The sequence below is a fragment of the Streptococcus sp. 449_SSPC genome (assembly GCF_001073005.1).
Lineage (GTDB): Bacteria > Bacillota > Bacilli > Lactobacillales > Streptococcaceae > Streptococcus > Streptococcus salivarius_F.
Genome location: NZ_JVGR01000029.1, coordinates 429,334 through 447,418 on the forward strand (window position 1 = coordinate 429,334; position 18,085 = coordinate 447,418).

The following is an 18,085-nucleotide window of genomic DNA, read 5'->3' on the forward strand; positions in this document are numbered from 1 at the left end:
TCAATTATTCTTATAAATGTTGTAATACCATCTGTATTTTTTTAAGATAAATCAGAACAACATACATTCGACATTTCAACAACAGTTTTATGAGTGGATTCAATGCAGAAGAATCATTCTTTATAAAATCCTCTATCTCTTGTCTTTCACATGTATCTTTAACAAGCTTAACTTTTCTATTTACAGATAAATTCTGTTTCGTTATATTGTAGATGTTACTCATCAGTATTCTTGATTTTACAGTATTAACGAAGTTTGAACTATCCAAATTCCAGTCAGAAAGTAGATTATCAACCATCTTCAATTCTTGAAGCTGATATTGAAGACGTTTAGGGTTATAGCCCGACATGGCGGAACCTTTTCTACCAATGACATAAACGTAGTAGGAATCTTGAGAAAGATAAATCTTGTTGACTTTACGATAAACATCAAGATTAAAGCGAACATCTTCACCTAACTCATACTGCTCAAAAGAAAGGTTATTTTCAAGAAGAAATTCTCTGCGATATATCTTATTCCAAATTGTGTAAAGCATATCCGATAAGAATAAGTCAATAAATATCTTGATAAAACCATCCTTGTCGTAACTCCCTTTAAACGGAAGTGACTTTTCAGTACGCTGCTTCTCAGTTAAATCTTCCTCAAAAGAATTGTAATAACTAAAAACAGCCAAATCCAAATCTGAGACTAGCTTATCTGCAAAATCAGCAAAGAGATTACCAACAAGATAATCGTCACTATCAACGAAGTAGATAAACTCTCCCCTGGCTTTGGACAAGCCAAAATTACGTGCCGCACCAACACCATGGTTTTCAATATGATAGACTGAGATATTTGAGTACTCGCTAGCATAAGTATCGCAAATACTACCACTACTATCAGTAGATCCATTGTCTATCACTATAATTTCCAAGTCATCATAATTTTGAGAAATAATACTTTTCAAACAACGATCAATGTATTTCTCAACATTATAAACTGGAATAATAACAGAGTATTTCAAATTTGACTCCTAAAATAATTTCAAAAAACGTTTTGTATACTGAAGGCTAGTTTTAACAATTTTAGTCTAAACAGTACATATTTTAACTTATTTGGTTGGTCTTTCATTTGAGAAAGAGAAACACTATTCTTAAGCAATTCTTGTTTCACTTCGTTAGTAATTTCTATATATTTTTTATCTAATTTAGATTTATACAAACTTGCTAGTATATGAACCAATCCGTTTACATAATAAAGTTGAGATATTTGCAACTCTTCTTTATTTAATTGTGAACGGACAAAGTCAGAATAGAAAAGTTCTTTGTAGAATCCAAACATATTACTAAATTTCTTTTCATTCCATGACTGAGTAATAGAATCAGGATTATCGATTAGATAGTGATAATACTTTTGATTGGTTGCATAGACCTTTTTAGCTGATAGAAAGAGTTTGTAATTAGTGCCAAGATCCTCATAGTATTTACCAATAGGAAACTGAATGTCATTATCAGTAAATAAAGACTTTCTATAGATTTTATCATTAGCAAAACCAGTAATATAACTATGCTTAAGCATTTGCACAAAAGCAGCTTTACCCTCAAAAACTTGAGTCACTAATGAATCCGAAACTATAGGATCTTCTTCACCCTTCACAAACTCACGGTTAAAAGAAACGATATCAAACTCTTGGGATTCCAACACCTCTGCTAATTCTTTAAAAGTTTGTGGTTCAAGCCAGTCATCAGAATCAGGGAAATAAACATAGTCACCCTTTGCATGTAAAATCCCTGTATTGCGAGCTTCAGAAAGCCCTCCATTTTCTTTATGAATTACTGAGATAAAGTCATAAACTTTAGCATAATCATCACAGATTTGAGGAGAACTATCAGTACTTCCATCATCTACAAGTAAGATGTCATAGTTCTTCCACTCTTGAATAAGGATACTCTCAATACAACGTTTTAAATATTTTTCAACATTATAAACTGGAATGACAACAGTTAAAAGTGGTTTCATAGATTATTTACCTAATTTTTTATGTTAAGTCTTCTCCACCCTTATTCAACCAAGTAACGGTATTAAAATAACGGTGGTAAGTTTTTAAATCGATACCAACATGCCCTTGCTTCTCAGCCGATTTAAAGTGGACCAATGAAGGTAAGTCACTATAATTCTTTGAAGAGAAAATGACCTTACTCTTGTATGGAAGCTCTTCAAACTCTTTCATCAACTCATACGTGCAGGCATCATTATCATTGAACTTGAAATACAAATTATCCCAATGCATTCTCTTCAAACGGCGTTCCCTTTTTTGAGTAGCTTCTTCTTCATCTGCATAATGCAAAAAATGAAGTTCAATATCATCAAGAAGTGCAAGAGGATAAGCATTATCAAAGTCTTTGATATATTTTGATTCCTTAACAAATTTCAAGGGGATGTCTCCGCTCAAATAGTGTTTTAAATTCTTGAGCATCTTGATGTAATCAGGCGAAAAGACAAACATCCCGACAAATGGTGTTTGATAAGGCAAGCCCAACTCCTGATAAACTTTCCCAGCCCAACAATTATCACAAATAATCGTGAAATTTTTATTCTTGAGTCTTCGTCTAGGAATAAAATTAATAATTGGATAAACGATACGTTTTAATTTATTTTTTAGTGTTTCGCTGTTCATAATAGTACTTCTTAGTACTTCTTATATAACTCCGAGAAATTACGAATATAACTTTGTAATGAAAAGAGTTCTTTTTGGCGTTTGACAGATGCCTTACCAAATTGCTCTCTCTTCTCAGTGTTATCAGCCAATTCTTGAATAGCCTTAGACAATTCTGCAGGCTTATTTGGTGTGGCAAGAAGACCATTTTCACCTTCCTTAACCATTTCACACACACCACCATGACGGTAGCCGGCTAAGGGTTTGCCACAAGCCATTGATTCGAGGACTACAGTTGGTAGAGGATCTGGATTGGTACTTGGCAGGACAAAGATATCAAACATATTATAGAGCTGTGTTGTCTTGCTATAATAATCGATACGTTTAATCTGTCCAGCTACTGGTGAGTCTGATATAGCTTTCTCCAACTCATCAACTCGCCATTCTTCACCTTCAAAAGCACTCCCTGCCAGAAAGGCTACTGCTTTTGGATTAGCCTTTAAGATTGGAGTCACAGCTTCTAAGAAGTCGCCTTGACCTTTCCATGCATTCACTCGACCAACCATTCCGATAACCAAAGCATCTTGTGCAATACCAAACTGATCACGGACTGCACTAGCATCCATTTCATGATAGACGGCATTGTCAACACCATTATAGATGACTTGAACTTGGTCATTTTTTACAAAGCGAGACTGCTTGACGTGGTTAGCCACAGCATTTGAAACTGTCACAATCGTATCCGCATAACGCCCCATCAAAAAGTTGATAAAATCAGAGATTGCTTTTGGTTTAACGATAATTTCATGCACATGCCAAATCAAAGGTAATTTCAACTTACGTTTGAGATAGATCCCCTCAAGTACCGCAGTCGTATTGTTGTGAATGAGAGTAATGCCATTATCCTTAGCATATTTGGCAATTTGCTTTGAATAACGATTATAAGAGCCAAAATACTCAAGAATTCCCTTAGGATTAAAATATTTACGACGTAAGATTGGATAATCGATAACTTTTACCTTAGCCCCAACCTTTTCCAATGCACTCACTAAGACACCATCGTTGGGCAAGATGACATGAGCTTCAAAGGTGTCTTTATCCAACCCTTTAATAAGCTCCAACAAAACCTTGTCAGCACCATACATTTCGGCACCAGCGTGAAGATATAAAATTTTCTGCATTTCTATCCTTTAAATACTTTCTCGTAGTCTGTAACAATTTTTTCCCAAGTAAAAGCTTCAGCAATACGTTTACTTGATTTTTGGTTGAGGTCTTCGATAGCTTGTTCATCCAATTGCTCAGCTTGATCGATGACACTTGCCAATTGGTCTTTCTTCCAATAGAGAGCACCATCTTCACCGACTTCACGGTTAAAGCCTACATCCAACAAGAGGTTGAGCTTAGTAGACTCAAGAGCCTCAAGAAGGGATGGATTAGTACCACCTACTTCATGACCATGGAAGTAAGCAAAGGCATTCTCACGAATGTATTTGAGCAATTCTTGGTCATAGACAGTTCCGACAAACTTCACTCGAGGATCCTTGTCAAAACCAGTTTCCTGACGCAACTTGTCGTAGAACTTGTTTTCTTCAACATTGGTAATGAGTACAAAGTCCTTGTCAGATTTAGATACCATAAAGCCACGAATCATAGCCTCATAGTTATTTTCAGGCACAAAGCGTCCTACAACTAGGTAATAATTGTTTTCAATGACACCCTTTTCAAAATACCATGTGCGAACCTTATCATCAACCTTAGTCAATCGAGATTTAGTTGTGTCTGTCCCGTAGGCAATATAAGTTGTTTGAGGACGATACTTCGCATAATCCTTTTGAATATAAGATTCAATGTTTTTACTATCACAAATCAAAAGATCTGCATGTTTTACCATGAGTTGCTCAGAAATTTTCCAATATTTACGAACTGGAAGACTCCATTTCGCACGAAGCCATTCATGACCGTCTGGGTTAACCATAAGGGTACCACCGATAGCCTTGATTTTCTTTTTAATACCTGAGATAAATGGACCAATTCGACAGGCCAAAACATAAAAGATCGGTGCTTGGTCATTGTTTTCCTTAGCAATTTCAATGGCCTTATTGAGAGCTGCGATGTCATAAGCGATGGCACGTGCAGGCCCAATATTTGGGACATCGATATTGTAGCATTTAGCACCGTTATGTTCGAAATTGTCTGCTGTAATACCTGATTTAGCAGAGTTTTCACGCATACAAGCTACATAATATTGGATATCTTTGTCTTGTTGGAACTCTGTTAATTTCTCAACAAAGGTCTCAAATCCACCATATTTTGCTGGAATTCCCTTAGAACCAACGATATAAACTGTTTTTGTCATTTAATCACCATTAAAAGAAATGGAGAAAGCCATCACTTTGCTCCATCCTTCATTACTACTACTTTAATTGTTTTCAATAAGATTTTGATATCGCGCCAGATTGTCCATCCGTCCATATAAGCAACGTCTAGTTTTACAACTTCATCAAAATCCGTAATTTCACTTCGACCGCTTACTTGCCAAAGACCAGTAATACCTGGTTTAAAGCTGAGGCGACGTTTTTGTTCAGGTGTATAAGATTCGTACTCATCCAAGGTTGGTGGACGTGTTCCTACTAAGCTCATATCACCTTTTAGAACATTCCAAAATTGCGGAAGTTCATCAAGACTCGTTTTACGAATGAAATGTCCGATTTTAGTAATACGTGGATCATTGTCCATCTTAAACATACCACCAGACATTTGATTCTGTGCCATCAAATTCTTCTTGATTTCTTCAGCATCTACTCTCATAGAACGGAATTTATAAAACTTGAAAATACGTCCATTCTCACCCACACGGTCTTGAGCAAAAATGACTGGCCCACCATCTTTACGAATAAGTGGATAAAGGAAGATTCCAACAATACCGCAGAGCACCAAACCAACTAGGGCTCCACAGATATCGAGGAAACGTTTCGCCAAGATATCTCCATAGCTATAAAAATGCGTTGAAAAGGTAACAACTTTGAAAGGACCCAATTGTTGAATACGTTTTTCACCCTGACTCATAAATTCAAGAGCATTCAAATTAATAGAAACTGGAATTCCCATGAGCTCAAAAGGTGATGCATAATCCCAAATCTTATACTGCTCACTTGGCAGGTTAATCAAAACTTGGTCCACTACAGAGTGTGTCGCATATTCAATCAAATTTTCAGGTTTAACACACTTGATAAATGGATCAGTGAAATAAGGATTATCCAAGACACAAACTGCTGTAATCCTACCGTCCATATTGTCTTTCATACGAGACAAAACATTTTCAAGACGCGCCTGATCAGAAATCAAGAGAATATTCTTGTTACTTTTACGACGTGTATAAATTGATGAACGGAAATACTTAAGAACAGTATTTGTAACGTATAATAGAATACCTGAAATCAGGGTAACATAGAGAAGTCCGCGACGTGAGATAGAAAAACTTCCATCTGCAAAAAACGAGAGGAAAGTTGCAATTAGAGCAAATACGAAACAATATTTGACAGTTGCAATGAGTTCATCCAAGTAGCCTCTATACTTAAGATTTTCATAATAACTACTGATATAGTAAGACACTACATGTACGACACCTAAAAGGACAATGCTTCCTTGGGTAATCTCTGTATAAGGTATTTTACTAGCTACCATGGCTGCGAAAACAACCACAACCAACTGTATAATACCAATTTCAATGCGACGAATTTCTTGTTTTTCTTTCACTCTAAACCCCTTTTTAATCTGTTAAGGTATAAGGAGCCGCATCATCCCCATTAATGCTATCCTTTTCTACGACGATGTGCTCTTGAATGACCTTCTTTTTGGTCTGATTTTTTTCCGTACTCGCCATATGATCCGTAAGAACCATATGATCCATATTTATCAACTGTCATGTCAACTTTATTAAGGACGACACCTAAGAACTGAGAACCACTTTGTTCCAATTGTTCAACGGCCTTAGCTACGAAACGACGTTTGATTTTTCCAGCTGCTGTAACCAAAAGACTGGCATCAGCCTGATGGGCAATAATAACCGCATCAATGACCAAACCAATTGGTGGCGTATCGATAATGACATAATCATAACGACTACGAGCAACTTCCATCAAATGTCTAAAATTGTCATTTTGCAAAAGACTTGTTGGATTAGGTGGTACAGGACCAGATGCAATGACATCCAAACCAGAAATATCAGTTTGGCAAATAGTTTCATTCAGATCAGCATTTCCTGATAGGAAATTTGAAAGGCCTTTATAAGGCTCATTTGACTTAAATGTACCTGACAAAACAGAGTTACGAGTATCAGCATCAATGAGAAGTGTTCGAAGCCCAACACTAGCAAATGAAATCGCCAAGTTAACAGATGTCGTTGATTTTCCTTCACCAGCTTCAACAGAGCTAATCGCAATCACTTTCATCTGTGCACCAGAAAATTGAATATTTGTGCGAATGGCATTGTAATACTCTTCTGTTTGTTTGGCAAAGTTTACTTTAGATTTTACTAACTTTAATAGAGGCATTTCTTCTCCTTAAATTTTATCTGTATCAGGGACAATTCCAAGAAGTGTCATTCCAAGGGCATCTTCTACATCTTCTGGACGGCGAATACGATCATCTAGGATTTCACGTACCAATACACCAACAACTGCAAGGAATCCTCCAAGCACTGCTCCAAGAAGCACGTTACGTTTGATATTGGGTGAAGATGGTGACTCTGGCAACTTAGCTTCTTCAAGCGTTGTAACATCTTCAACTTTTGTCACGTTTTTGATTTTTTCTGAAGCAACTTCACGAACCTTATTGGCAAGTGTTTGCGCATCTTGACCAGTTTTAGCATTAACAGAAATTGAGATAAGACGAGTATCAGTAGGAATATTAACTGAAATCATTTTAGCAAGTTCTGCTTCTGTCATATTCAATTTTTCATCTTTGATAACTTCTGACAAGACATCATTTGATGTAATAATTTCTTTGTAGTCTTTTGTCAAAAATGTACCGGCCTGCAAATCTTGAGCAGAAAGGTTTTTGCCATCATTCGCTTGGTTAACCACATAGATACGTGTCGATGACGTATATGTGGGTTGAATGAGGAAATAAGTTCCCAAGAAGGCAAAGACAGCGACATAAAAGGCTGTAAATAGAATAAATACCTTTTTAGTCCAAAGTTTGTGCAATAATGCAAGCACGTCGATTTCAACACGCTTCGTGTTTTCCTGAGTCATAGTTTCTCCTATATGTATTGATTTTCAAGTAGTGTTTGTGGATTTTCGATAAAAAGGTTACGAGCACGTCGCGTTCCGTAAGTCTTTTCGATAATAGCGTAGGCATCTTTCATAAATGGTGGTCTTGGACCAAGATTATGCATGTCACTAGCAACCATATGAACCAAATTTTTTTCCAAGAAATAACGAACACGTTTCTTTCTTACTTTATCTTTATCGCCAAAGAGCTTTGGTTTGAGGACATGTGAACTATTGACTTGAGTATAGCAGCCCATATTGATGATTTCTCGAACACGATCAGCATTTTCTTCGAGGGCATCATAGCGCTCAATGTGAGCAACAATTGGTGTCACCCCTGCGCGTAAAACATTGCTAAGCCCACTATGAATTTCTTTCCAAGATGTGCGAGCACTAAACTCAATCAAAGCAAATTGAGTGCTGTGCATGCGTGGAATGAGATTCTTTTCAAGCTTCTCCACAATGTCTGAGGTGTAATAAAGTTCACCACCATAACAAATAGTTAAGTCTGGATAAAGTGCTTCTGCTTCTTCTTTTACCTTAGAAAAGTTAGCAAAGATTTTATCCTCTGGGGTTTCAAACATTCCCTTACGACGATGGGATGTTGAAACAATCGTACGCACTCCTTGCGCATAGCTTTCGCCAATGAGGTCAAGACTTTCTTCTAAAGTTTTAGGACCATCATCAACATCAAAAACAATATGTGAGTGAACGTCAATCACTTATTTTTCCTCCATCAAATTTTTGATAGCTTGAGAGGCGCTTTCCACACTTGAATCATCCAGTTTCATCATGTAGAGACTAGAATTTGGCATAGCATAAGAGGTCAATTGTCCAGTTGAACCTGTACCTGTTACTGCTTGAGAAGTCACCGTAAATTTAGAACCTGAATCAAGTTGTGTATTGGCCAGAGCATTAATGGTATCTAAAGACATATTCGTTTGAACAGAGTCTTGAAGATTGTTAACAATTGAAGTAAAGTTTGATACAGAATTTAGTGAAGCTAACTTGTTTACAATCGCAGAAATCACTTTCTCTTGGTTCTTACCACGGTCATTGTCTCCTCCATCCAAACTATAACGCTCACGAACAAAGCCAAGGGCTTGTTCAGAATTCATTTGGATATCTCCAACTGGGAAATCAAACTTCCCGTGAAGACTCGTGAAGGCTTGATCATTATGAACTGTCACACCACCAAGTTGGTCAATCAACTTAAGGAAAGATGTGAAGTTAATACGTGCATAGTAATCAATCTTAATGCCATAAAGATTTTCCAGAGTTTTTTCAGATGTTTCAACGCCATAAATACCTGCGTGGGTTAATTTATCATACTGGTCTGCCCCTCCATCAGGAATCTTAACGTACGCATCACGTGGAGTGGTCGTCAAGAGAATCTTATGTGTGTTCATGTTAACGGTCATAATGATATTGACATCTGAACGTGACACTGTTGAAATTGAACCGTAGGTATCAATACCACTAATATAAATATTGAAGACTTTTGAATCTACTTGTTTTGCAGAATTGTTATTCTTCTTTTTAATTTTATAAGTATAGATTGTTTTTAGATTTGAAGCATAGTTACTATCGACAGACTCTAGTAGGCTAGCATAAGAGCCACTCAAGACCATAGCTTTAGATTTGCCAGACTTAAGATTGTCATATGCTTCTTGATATGAAGCAACATCATCAACTTTAACATCAACCTTTTTGTCTTTCTTTAGAGCAGACATCAAGGTGTCGATATTGTTCTTATCAACCTTAGTTGGTGCTTGTACGCTAGTAAGCTGACTCACATCTTTGATGTCACTATCCTTAGGAACTACTATGCTCATTTCTACTTCAGAAAATGCAGCCGTCTGATTCATACGGTTAGTGATATCAATCATTTGTTTAAAACCAAAAATACCAACCAGAGAAACTAGCGAGAAGATAACCAATACAACCGTTGTCACTAGTGGTGATTTCTTAGTCTTCTGAAGGAAGATGCTAATAGCAAGAACTACCAACAAACCAATGGTGATAATGATGTTCAAAAACCTAAATGATAGGAAATTATAATTGAACATTGTGAATAATAAGATCAATGCTAAAATAGCATACAGAATGGTCAACCCAACGTTGACCATCCCCCACGATCTATTACTCGTACGTTTTTGCTTACGATTCGTACGCGAACTCATATAAATTGCTCCTAAAAATTAAAATTAGACATTTCCCATTATCATTATAACATTACTATAACTTCATTTCAATTGTCATTCTTTTTAAAAAAGAAGAAACCGTTTTTCATTATGATATCTAGCATTTAATTACTATCATTTTTTATAATATTGTAAACTTATTTTCACATTTTTAGTGGTTGAACCTTAAATTGTCGGATATTTACCTATTTATTACAAGTCTTTTTCTTCCAAATATTTTTATTTTTTTCTAGTAGTTTGAAAATTTTTAACCTATTGATTCTTCGAGTAGATCTTAGTTACAACACAAAAGGACGACCTAATGGCGTCCTTTTACAGATTAGTCTGCAATTAGTGTTTCAAGACCAACTTTCATCATGTCAGTGAAAGTGTTTTGACGTTCCTCAGCTGTAGTGTCTTCATCTGGATTGACCAAACTATCAGAAATAGTCATGATGGCAAGAGCATCTACTTGGTGTTGAGCTGCAAGGTAATAAAGTGCTGCTGCTTCCATTTCAACAGCCTTCACTCCCCATTTACCAAGCTCAATGTTTTTTTCGAAATAATTTGAATAGAAAACATCAGAAGACAAAACATTACCAACATGTGTTGTCATACCGAGATCTTTGGCAATGTGGTAAGCCTTATCCAAGAGATTAAAACTTGCAATTTGTGGGAAATCGTATTGTGGCCAATCATTACGGATAATGTTAGAGTTTGTCGCTGCGGCTTGTGCTAGAACTAACTCACGAACGTGAACATCCTCGTTCAATGAACCAGCAGTACCCACACGAATCAATTTTTTAACACCATAGTCAACGATAAGCTCACGCGCATAAATAGAGATTGAAGGCATCCCCATTCCTGTTCCCATTACTGAGACACGTTCACCTTTGTATGTTCCTGTGTAACCAAACATGTTACGAACCTCATTGAAACATACAGCATCCTCAAGGAAATTCTCAGCAATGAATTTCGCACGCAATGGATCCCCAGGAAGAAGAATTTTATCAGCAATCTCTCCTTGCTTAGCAGCAATATGAATAGACATAATATAAGATACCAAGGGCGTTAAAGAGGCAAAGTAAAAATAGGAAACTAGCGACGCATTGTAAATGCTAGACAGTTTATCTTTTTTACACAGTTCTCCGCCCGTATTCAATTCAATGAATACAGTTAGCCCATCCTTTCTATTTTTTGATGGTAAAGGAGCAGACAGAAAACAAATGAAGATTATCTATTTTCCGAGCTTTCCGCTCGTGTTCAAATCAGAACACACGCTCTACCTTTCTTTAATTTTTATTTTTAAATATTTTTCTACTATTATATAGTGGATAAATAACTACTTTAAAAGTGGATTAAGCTTGAGTCAATGAATCAAGAAAATCGTATAACATTTTGTTCATTTCAGAATAATCGTTGGCACGCAATTGTTCAGGTGTTTGAACAAAAGGCAACTCTTTATTTTGCTTACGTAAATGCTCTTCACCGTCAGCAGCTATAAGCAAATCAATTGCTTCAGGATCAAACTCCAAGTGTGCCTGAAAGGCATAGTGTTTAGGACTGAAGCGAACAATTTGGCGTGGACAACCTTGACTAATAGCAAGAACAACTGCATTATCAGTCAATCCAGGCATATCACCATGCCAGTGACCAGTATTTAGGGTTTTGCCAAAACCTTTGATATGGTCATCCGCTAAACCTGCCTCAGTTAATGTAACAGGGAAAACCCCAATCTCACGTTCTGGACTATGTTCATACTCACCACCATAGGCTACAGATAAAAGTTGAGCACCTAGGCAAACCCCAACAATATAGATATCAGCAGCAATTGCTTTTTGCATAAATGCAATCTCAGCCTCTGGGTCATAATAAGGAAAGGCCTGACAATCCTCATCAGGTGACTGAGGGCCACCCATCACAATTAGAAAATCAATACCTTCAACGGTTTCAGGAAGAACCTCTTCCTCATATACCTTGGTTGATGTGATATTATGCCCACGGTCTTGAGCCCATTTTAAATAGGCTCCTGGAACTTCGAACGTTTCGTGTAAGATAAAATGAATATTCATTGTTTTTTCTTCCATCTATTTTTAATTATCCTCGATAGTAGACTCGCTAAGATTAGTGGTACTGCTACCAGCTCTCCTTGACCAGTAAAACCTAAAACCAAGGCTATCCCAGTTAGAGGAGCATCTAAAGTTGTTCCTAAAAATACGGTTGCACCAAGTAACATTCCTAGAGTAGTATTGAGGGATAAACCAAAAATCTCAAGACATCTTGTCAATAGGAAACCCAATCCGGCACCTAAGGTAAAGGAAGGGGTTAGGGTTCCCCCATAAGAGCCTGCCCATAAAAGTAAACATACCATAAGACCTTTGACGACAAGGATAAGAGGTAGGTATGCTGAACCCCCACCTGAAAATAACCATTGTGCTAGAACCTGACCATTTCCCATGATTAAAGGATAGAAAGCTGCAATCCCACCTAATACTACATAAGATAGTGGCATGGTACACAGAATGCGTTTATCAGTAATACGACTTTTGCTAGCCTTTTTGGCTAAGAAGCTAAACATCATCGCCAGCGGAGTTATCACTAATACAAGAACAATAACCTGAATCAGACTAGCAGGGTCTGAGCTAACTTTACTGACTAGGTACATTGCCTCCTTACCAACGATTGGTCGAGCACAATAAGCTGACAAGTAAGTTGTCACAAGAATGATAACAATGTTTTTTGATTTCCAAGCAACACCTAAGGTTTCCAGAACAAACAGTGTACTGGCAAAGGGGACTTGGTAAACCGCAGCTAAGCCAGCGCCTGCCCCGCAAGCAATTAGCAACTGTCTATCAACAATATCCAAGTGCAAGGCTTTGGAGAGATTACCACCAAATAGAGCGCCTAATTCTCGAGGCGCTCCTTCTTTACCAATTGAGGAACCAGCTCCGACGATTGCAACCTGCATCAAAGCATGTAGACTTTGGCCAAGAAAATTTGGACTCCTCTTACCAACGAGTTGCTTAGCCTTACTAATAGAAAGGAGGGACACTCGTCGCTGAAGGAAATACCAAAATAAACTAGCCAAAACACCTACTACAAGCAATACTGCAAATCGTCGAAAGGGACTTACAGAGTTAAACTGTGACAATAAATTCGATTTATCATTACCAAATACAAGAATTTGTATAAACTCCAAAAGGTAATGACAAAGAATGCCTACCAAACCTGAAGCAATACCGGTTCCAAAAACAGCTAAACTTAACCTAGTCGACTTGGGGAGCCAAGTCAAACTCTTTCTTTCTTGATTACCCATATATTAGAGTATGACTAAAATTGCTTTAACCAACTTTTCCTACTGTCTTTAGAGTAGGGTCAATCCCTTCTTTGTTTTTATTTCATAGTAAGGCAATCTCGTATTGAATTAGGAAAACTAAAACTAGCATTCATTCTTTTACCTTTTTAACTATATTCTAGTCTTAATGATTTTGTTCTTTGTTATAAGTAGTTTATCTCTGAATGACCTAAAGTTGTTCTTAACAAAGCAAGTGGCAAACTGTAAATTGTTTTATTATATTGCGACACCATTTCATTGTAGTATAATTTTTGATTAGCAACAAGTACTTCTGACTCTTTAATCTCAGCAATCAAATCCTTTATACTTTGATCAGCGGTAATATTTGTATCTCTTTCGATTTCCTCTATAATTTTATTCTTCGTTTCCTCTAGTTTAGTAGAGTATTCATGTTTAGAAAAATTGCCAGACTCACCGTAAGACTTCCGCTTAGATTCTGAATGATTAGCTTTGTTTTCATCGTTAGTCAAATTGTTGACAGACTTTTTTTCCTCTAACAATTCTGAAACATTTTTTCTAACAGACATTTTTAACTCATGGTCTACAATCTTATCAGTCAGTTCTCGCAGTTGTAAAATCAATTTTTCCACATACTGTTCTTTAATTTCAATTGCACTGTATGATGATTTAATTGACTCTTTTAAGTTAACAACTTTATGGTATTGAAATAGAAACACTATTATGATATAGCTTAAAACTGCAAATACGATAGATGCTCCTTGAAATGGTTCATAGTCTATCTCACTACCACTTGTATCTATAGCAGAAAATATAACCAACCAAACCATGGTCAGGAAAGCAATTATAAAAACTCCACGAACGATACGAAATAATGGATTATTCATTAAGTTTGACATCAATTATTCCTTTTTAGAGTTCAGCCAAAATAGCTTTTAGCAATCCTTTGAAGTCTCCTTTGACGCGCTCAGTCACTTCCACCACTTCTTCGTGGTTCAATTCTTCTTGGAAACCAGCTGCATGGTTAGTAATGCATGAGATACCAAGAACTTTCAAACCAGAGTGAGCTGCGATAATAACCTCAGGAACTGTTGACATCCCAACAGCATCTGCACCAAGTGTCTTATAAGCACGGATTTCAGCTGGAGTTTCATAAGTTGGACCTGTCACACCGATATAAACACCATCATCCAATTTGATACCAAGTTTGTCAGCCACTTTATGAGCGGTTTCACGGTATTCAGGTGTGTAAGCTTTAGACATATCAGGGAAACGTGGTCCAAAATCATCCAAGTTTTCACCAATCAATGGGTTTTGACCAGTCATGTTAATGTGGTCAGTGATGGCCATCAAAGTACCTGGACCAAAACCGATACCACCTGCCGCATTGGTTACAACAACTCCTTCACATCCAAGAGCTTTCATAACACGTACAGGGAAAGTAACGACTTCAAGCGGATTTCCTTCATAAAAATGGAAACGCCCTTGAAGAGCCAAAACCTTACGTCCAGACAAAGTTCCGTAAACAAGTTTTCCAGCATGACCGACAACCGTTGATTGTCCCCAGTTTGGAATATCCGCATAGTCAATGACAACTGCGTCTTCAACTTCTTCAGCCAACTCACCAAGTCCAGAACCCAAGATTAAACCGAACTCAGGATTTTCAATTCCTTTGCTTTCCAAAAATGCTTGAGTGACTCTAATTTTTTCAAGTAGCGACATGTTATTTCTCCCTTAATTTTATTTCATTCTTAAAAAGTGACCAATTTTTGAAAAAGTTCTTGCATTTCGAATGGTTATATCAGGATAAAAAGGCGTTTTCAATAACTTCTTATGATAAGCGGTTTGACTATAAGTTGATTTATCAAATTTTACCCAGTAGACCCCAAGTTGACCAAAATGAAGTATTTCATCTTTCAACTCTAAAGAGTTAATAATCTTCTTCATTTCATTTTTATCAAGTCTTTCAGTGAAAAAGAGAACGTCTTTTCTATAGAAATCCTCAGACCACCACTTTGGCAAAGAAGCTAGGTCATTCTGATAATCTTCAAGAGTAAAAAGAGAAAATACCTTTATAAAAGGATAGTTCTTATCTAAAAAACGTTCCAAAATCACAAGGAGCTCTTCTTTTCTCAAAGATGAATTGAAGAAAAAATTTCCACTATTAATATAGGAAGAGACATTTGTCATACCGAGATTTTCTAACTCACGACAGAAGTCTCCCATGACTACCTTATGACGGCCACCAACATTTACCCCACGAACCAAGAATGCATATCGTTTCATCTTAGACAAGTTTATCCAAGAAACTTTCTCCAATCATGGCTTTGTCTACACCAAAGTTTTCAGCGATTGTTGCTGAGATATCAGAGAAATAACCTACTGGAATAAGTCCATTTCCTTTGAATGATGGACTGTAAGCCAAGAATGGAATATATTCGCGAGTATGGTCCGTACCTGCATAAGTTGGATCATTTCCATGGTCAGCAGTAATCATCAAGAGATCATCTTCACGCATAGCAGCAATGATTTCAGGCAAACGTTGGTCAAATTCGTGCAAGCAATCACGATATCCATGTGGGTCTCGACGGTGTCCATAAAGGGCATCAAAGTCTACCAAGTTTGTGAATGAGAAGCCATGTTTGAAGTCTTCAGAAGTCATAGCTTTAATCAAATTATCAATACCATGGCTATTTGATTTGTTGTGCCCCATATCGTGGTTGATACCAGCTCCATTGAAAATATCATTGATTTTACCAACGGCATAAGTATCGATACCAGCTTCATTCAATTTATCCAAAACAGTTGGTGCAAATGGTGAGACAGCCAAATCACGACGGTTAGACGTACGAGTGAAGTTTCCAGGTTCACCAACGTAAGGACGAGCAATGATACGCCCTAGAAGAGCTGGACGCTCAAGAGTAATTGAACGTGCATATTCACAAATGCGATACAATTCATCCAAAGGAATAACATCTTCGTGTGCAGCAATTTGAAGAACTGGGTCAGCTGAAGTGTAAATAATCAATTCACCAGTTTCCATTTGACGAGGTCCAAAGTCTTCGATGACAGCCGTACCTGAGTATGGTTTATTCGCTTCACGAATGACTTTACGGCCTGAGAATTCTTCAATTTTAGTGAGAATTTCTTCTGGGAATCCGTTCCAGAAAGTATCAAAAGGTTCAGTAATATTGAGACCCATGATTTCCCAGTGACCAGTCATCGTATCTTTACCAAGAGAAACTTCCTGCAATTTTGTTGCATAACCAGTTGGGTTGCTTTCTGTCGGTACTGTTTTCAAAGGTGTTTCACGAGGAATATTTCCTAGACCAAGCTTAGCCATATTTGGCACATTCAATCCTACTGATTTAGAGATATGACCAAGGGTATCTGAAGCACCATCTGGCACACCTGCATTGACAAAGTCATTGGCATCTGGAGCAGCACCAATTCCTACTGAATCAAGAACGACTAAATGCATTCGGTTAAATTTGGACATAATAACACCACAAAGAGATAAAATCTTTTCGAAATTACCTCTTGCCTTTCTATATTATTTAATAGTTTGACAAAAATTAATTAGTTTTCCTCATTAAAAGTGAAGGGAATAAAAATCGGACTAAGCCTTAACTTCAACGACCTTAACACCGTCTCTTCCTGCAACGATGACTTTGTTAACCATGCCATTGAACAATCCATGATCGACAACACCAGTCATAGCTTTTAGTTCTTCACCAAGAGCTACTGGATTTTCAATCTTACCTAAATCAAGATCGATGATATAGTTCTTCATATCTGTAACAAAGCGGTCACCTTGTTCCGTAAGTCGGAATGATGGCTTATAACCCTTAGACTCAAAGACACGATACAGACGGTCAGCACCATATTGAACTACTTCAACTGGTAGTTTGAAAGCACCTAATTGATCAACCATTTTAGACTCATCAACCACCCAAATATATTCTTTTGTAGGTGTAGCGACAATTTTTTCCATCAGAAGGGCACCACCACCACCTTTAATCCCGTTGAGTTGAGGGTCTACTTCGTCGGCTCCATCAACAGTAACATCAATACTGTCAATGTCATCCACTGCCTTCAAAGGAATGCCTAAGCCTTCAGCTTGTTTAGTGGTTTGACTTGATGTCGTTACGCCAACAACAGTAAGACCTTCTTCCTTAATGCGACGGCCAATTTCCTCTACGAAGAAGTAAGCTGTTGACCCTGTACCGAGTCCAACAACCATTCCATCTTCAACGTATTTGGCAGCGGTTACACCAGCGATTTTCTTAAGTTCTTCCATGCTCGTCTCCTTGCATCTTTCTATAATAGTCGTTCAAAACAATTATAACATGTTTCACCAGTAAATAGAAATGATATGAGGGAGGAAAACCGAGGAAAACCGAGGAAAACCGAGCAAAAGTCAAAACCACCCGTGAGAACGGGTGGCTTGCTCTTCGGCTGAAAGCCTCTGCTTCCGGCCGAGGCCTAAAGGCCTACCGAATGGTTTCCCTTCAGCACCACCTTTGCTAGCTGACCCGTCTAGCGGGTCTCTTTAAGATTACTTTCTTTTATTCTTCTCACCTGTAAACGGATCATACTCCTCAAAAAGACTGAGCTGATCTGCTATCACGTCTTCTTGTAATTGATTACGAATATATTCTTCAATTCGCTTCTGATTTCG

At 37.4% G+C, this 18,085-nt stretch carries 18 protein-coding genes and 1 pseudogene; all 19 read right to left on the reverse strand.

Going from position 1 to position 18,085, the window contains the following annotated elements; genetic code table 11:
- Positions 1-10 precede the first annotated feature (10 nt).
- Positions 11-1,003 (reverse strand): glycosyltransferase family 2 protein, encoded by a 993-nt coding sequence (locus tag ADH51_RS08070; protein ID WP_022496046.1) that lies wholly within the window; start codon positions 1,001-1,003, stop codon positions 11-13.
- A 20-nt stretch (positions 1,004-1,023) separates the two neighbouring features.
- Complete coding sequence (locus ADH51_RS08075; RefSeq protein ID WP_048675923.1) at positions 1,024-1,998, reverse strand: glycosyltransferase; 975 nt, start codon at positions 1,996-1,998, stop codon at positions 1,024-1,026.
- Between the two features lie 19 nt (positions 1,999-2,017).
- Complete coding sequence (locus ADH51_RS08080) at positions 2,018-2,656, reverse strand: DUF1919 domain-containing protein (protein ID WP_038675949.1); 639 nt, start codon at positions 2,654-2,656, stop codon at positions 2,018-2,020.
- 11 nt (positions 2,657-2,667) lie between these two features.
- Complete coding sequence (locus ADH51_RS08085; RefSeq protein WP_048675926.1) at positions 2,668-3,816, reverse strand: glycosyltransferase family 4 protein; 1,149 nt, start codon at positions 3,814-3,816, stop codon at positions 2,668-2,670.
- Between the two features lie 2 nt (positions 3,817-3,818).
- Complete coding sequence (gene cps2T / locus ADH51_RS08090; protein ID WP_048675929.1) at positions 3,819-4,991, reverse strand: beta 1-4 rhamnosyltransferase Cps2T; 1,173 nt, start codon at positions 4,989-4,991, stop codon at positions 3,819-3,821.
- Between the two features lie 32 nt (positions 4,992-5,023).
- On the reverse strand, positions 5,024-6,391 hold the full coding sequence (locus ADH51_RS08095; protein ID WP_048675932.1) for a sugar transferase: 1,368 nt from the start codon (positions 6,389-6,391) through the stop codon (positions 5,024-5,026).
- Between the two features lie 56 nt (positions 6,392-6,447).
- Positions 6,448-7,188 carry a tyrosine-protein kinase gene (locus ADH51_RS08100; protein WP_048675935.1) on the reverse strand — a complete coding sequence of 247 codons (741 nt, stop codon included), beginning with the start codon at positions 7,186-7,188 and terminating at the stop codon, positions 6,448-6,450.
- Positions 7,189-7,197: 9 nt separating this feature from the next.
- Positions 7,198-7,890 carry a capsular polysaccharide biosynthesis protein gene (locus ADH51_RS08105; protein ID WP_002884894.1) on the reverse strand — a complete coding sequence of 231 codons (693 nt, stop codon included), beginning with the start codon at positions 7,888-7,890 and terminating at the stop codon, positions 7,198-7,200.
- A gap of 8 nt (positions 7,891-7,898) precedes the next feature.
- Positions 7,899-8,630 (reverse strand): capsular polysaccharide biosynthesis protein Cps4B, encoded by a 732-nt coding sequence (gene cps4B, locus ADH51_RS08110; protein ID WP_048675937.1) that lies wholly within the window; start codon positions 8,628-8,630, stop codon positions 7,899-7,901.
- Positions 8,631-10,091, reverse strand: coding sequence for an LCP family protein (locus tag ADH51_RS08115; RefSeq protein ID WP_037604862.1), 1,461 nt, complete (start codon positions 10,089-10,091; stop codon positions 8,631-8,633). It lies immediately after the preceding gene.
- 340 nt (positions 10,092-10,431) lie between these two features.
- Complete coding sequence (gene deoD, locus ADH51_RS08120; protein WP_048675940.1) at positions 10,432-11,142, reverse strand: purine-nucleoside phosphorylase; 711 nt, start codon at positions 11,140-11,142, stop codon at positions 10,432-10,434.
- A gap of 307 nt (positions 11,143-11,449) precedes the next feature.
- The gene (locus tag ADH51_RS08125; protein WP_048675985.1) at positions 11,450-12,163 is read right to left on the reverse strand and encodes a type 1 glutamine amidotransferase; all 714 of its coding nucleotides are present in this window, start codon (positions 12,161-12,163) and stop codon (positions 11,450-11,452) included.
- Positions 12,160-13,407: a chloride channel protein gene (locus tag ADH51_RS08130; RefSeq protein WP_048675943.1), complete on the reverse strand. Its 1,248-nt coding sequence runs from the start codon at positions 13,405-13,407 to the stop codon at positions 12,160-12,162. The genes ADH51_RS08125 and ADH51_RS08130 overlap by 4 nt, the downstream gene beginning before the upstream one ends.
- A 182-nt stretch (positions 13,408-13,589) precedes the next feature.
- Positions 13,590-14,303, reverse strand: coding sequence for a LemA family protein (locus ADH51_RS08135; RefSeq protein WP_002884976.1), 714 nt, complete (start codon positions 14,301-14,303; stop codon positions 13,590-13,592).
- Positions 14,304-14,316: 13 nt separating this feature from the next.
- On the reverse strand, positions 14,317-15,126 hold the full coding sequence (locus ADH51_RS08140; protein WP_048675946.1) for a purine-nucleoside phosphorylase: 810 nt from the start codon (positions 15,124-15,126) through the stop codon (positions 14,317-14,319).
- An 18-nt stretch (positions 15,127-15,144) separates the two neighbouring features.
- Positions 15,145-15,690: a DUF1697 domain-containing protein gene (locus ADH51_RS08145; RefSeq protein WP_048675949.1), complete on the reverse strand. Its 546-nt coding sequence runs from the start codon at positions 15,688-15,690 to the stop codon at positions 15,145-15,147.
- A 1-nt stretch (position 15,691) separates the two neighbouring features.
- Positions 15,692-16,903, reverse strand: coding sequence for a phosphopentomutase (locus ADH51_RS08150; RefSeq protein WP_048675952.1), 1,212 nt, complete (start codon positions 16,901-16,903; stop codon positions 15,692-15,694).
- 120 nt (positions 16,904-17,023) lie between these two features.
- Complete coding sequence (rpiA, locus tag ADH51_RS08155) at positions 17,024-17,704, reverse strand: ribose-5-phosphate isomerase RpiA (RefSeq protein WP_048675955.1); 681 nt, start codon at positions 17,702-17,704, stop codon at positions 17,024-17,026.
- A gap of 258 nt (positions 17,705-17,962) precedes the next feature.
- Positions 17,963-18,085, reverse strand: a pseudogene (locus ADH51_RS09945) (IS200/IS605 family transposase); the annotation flags it as partial.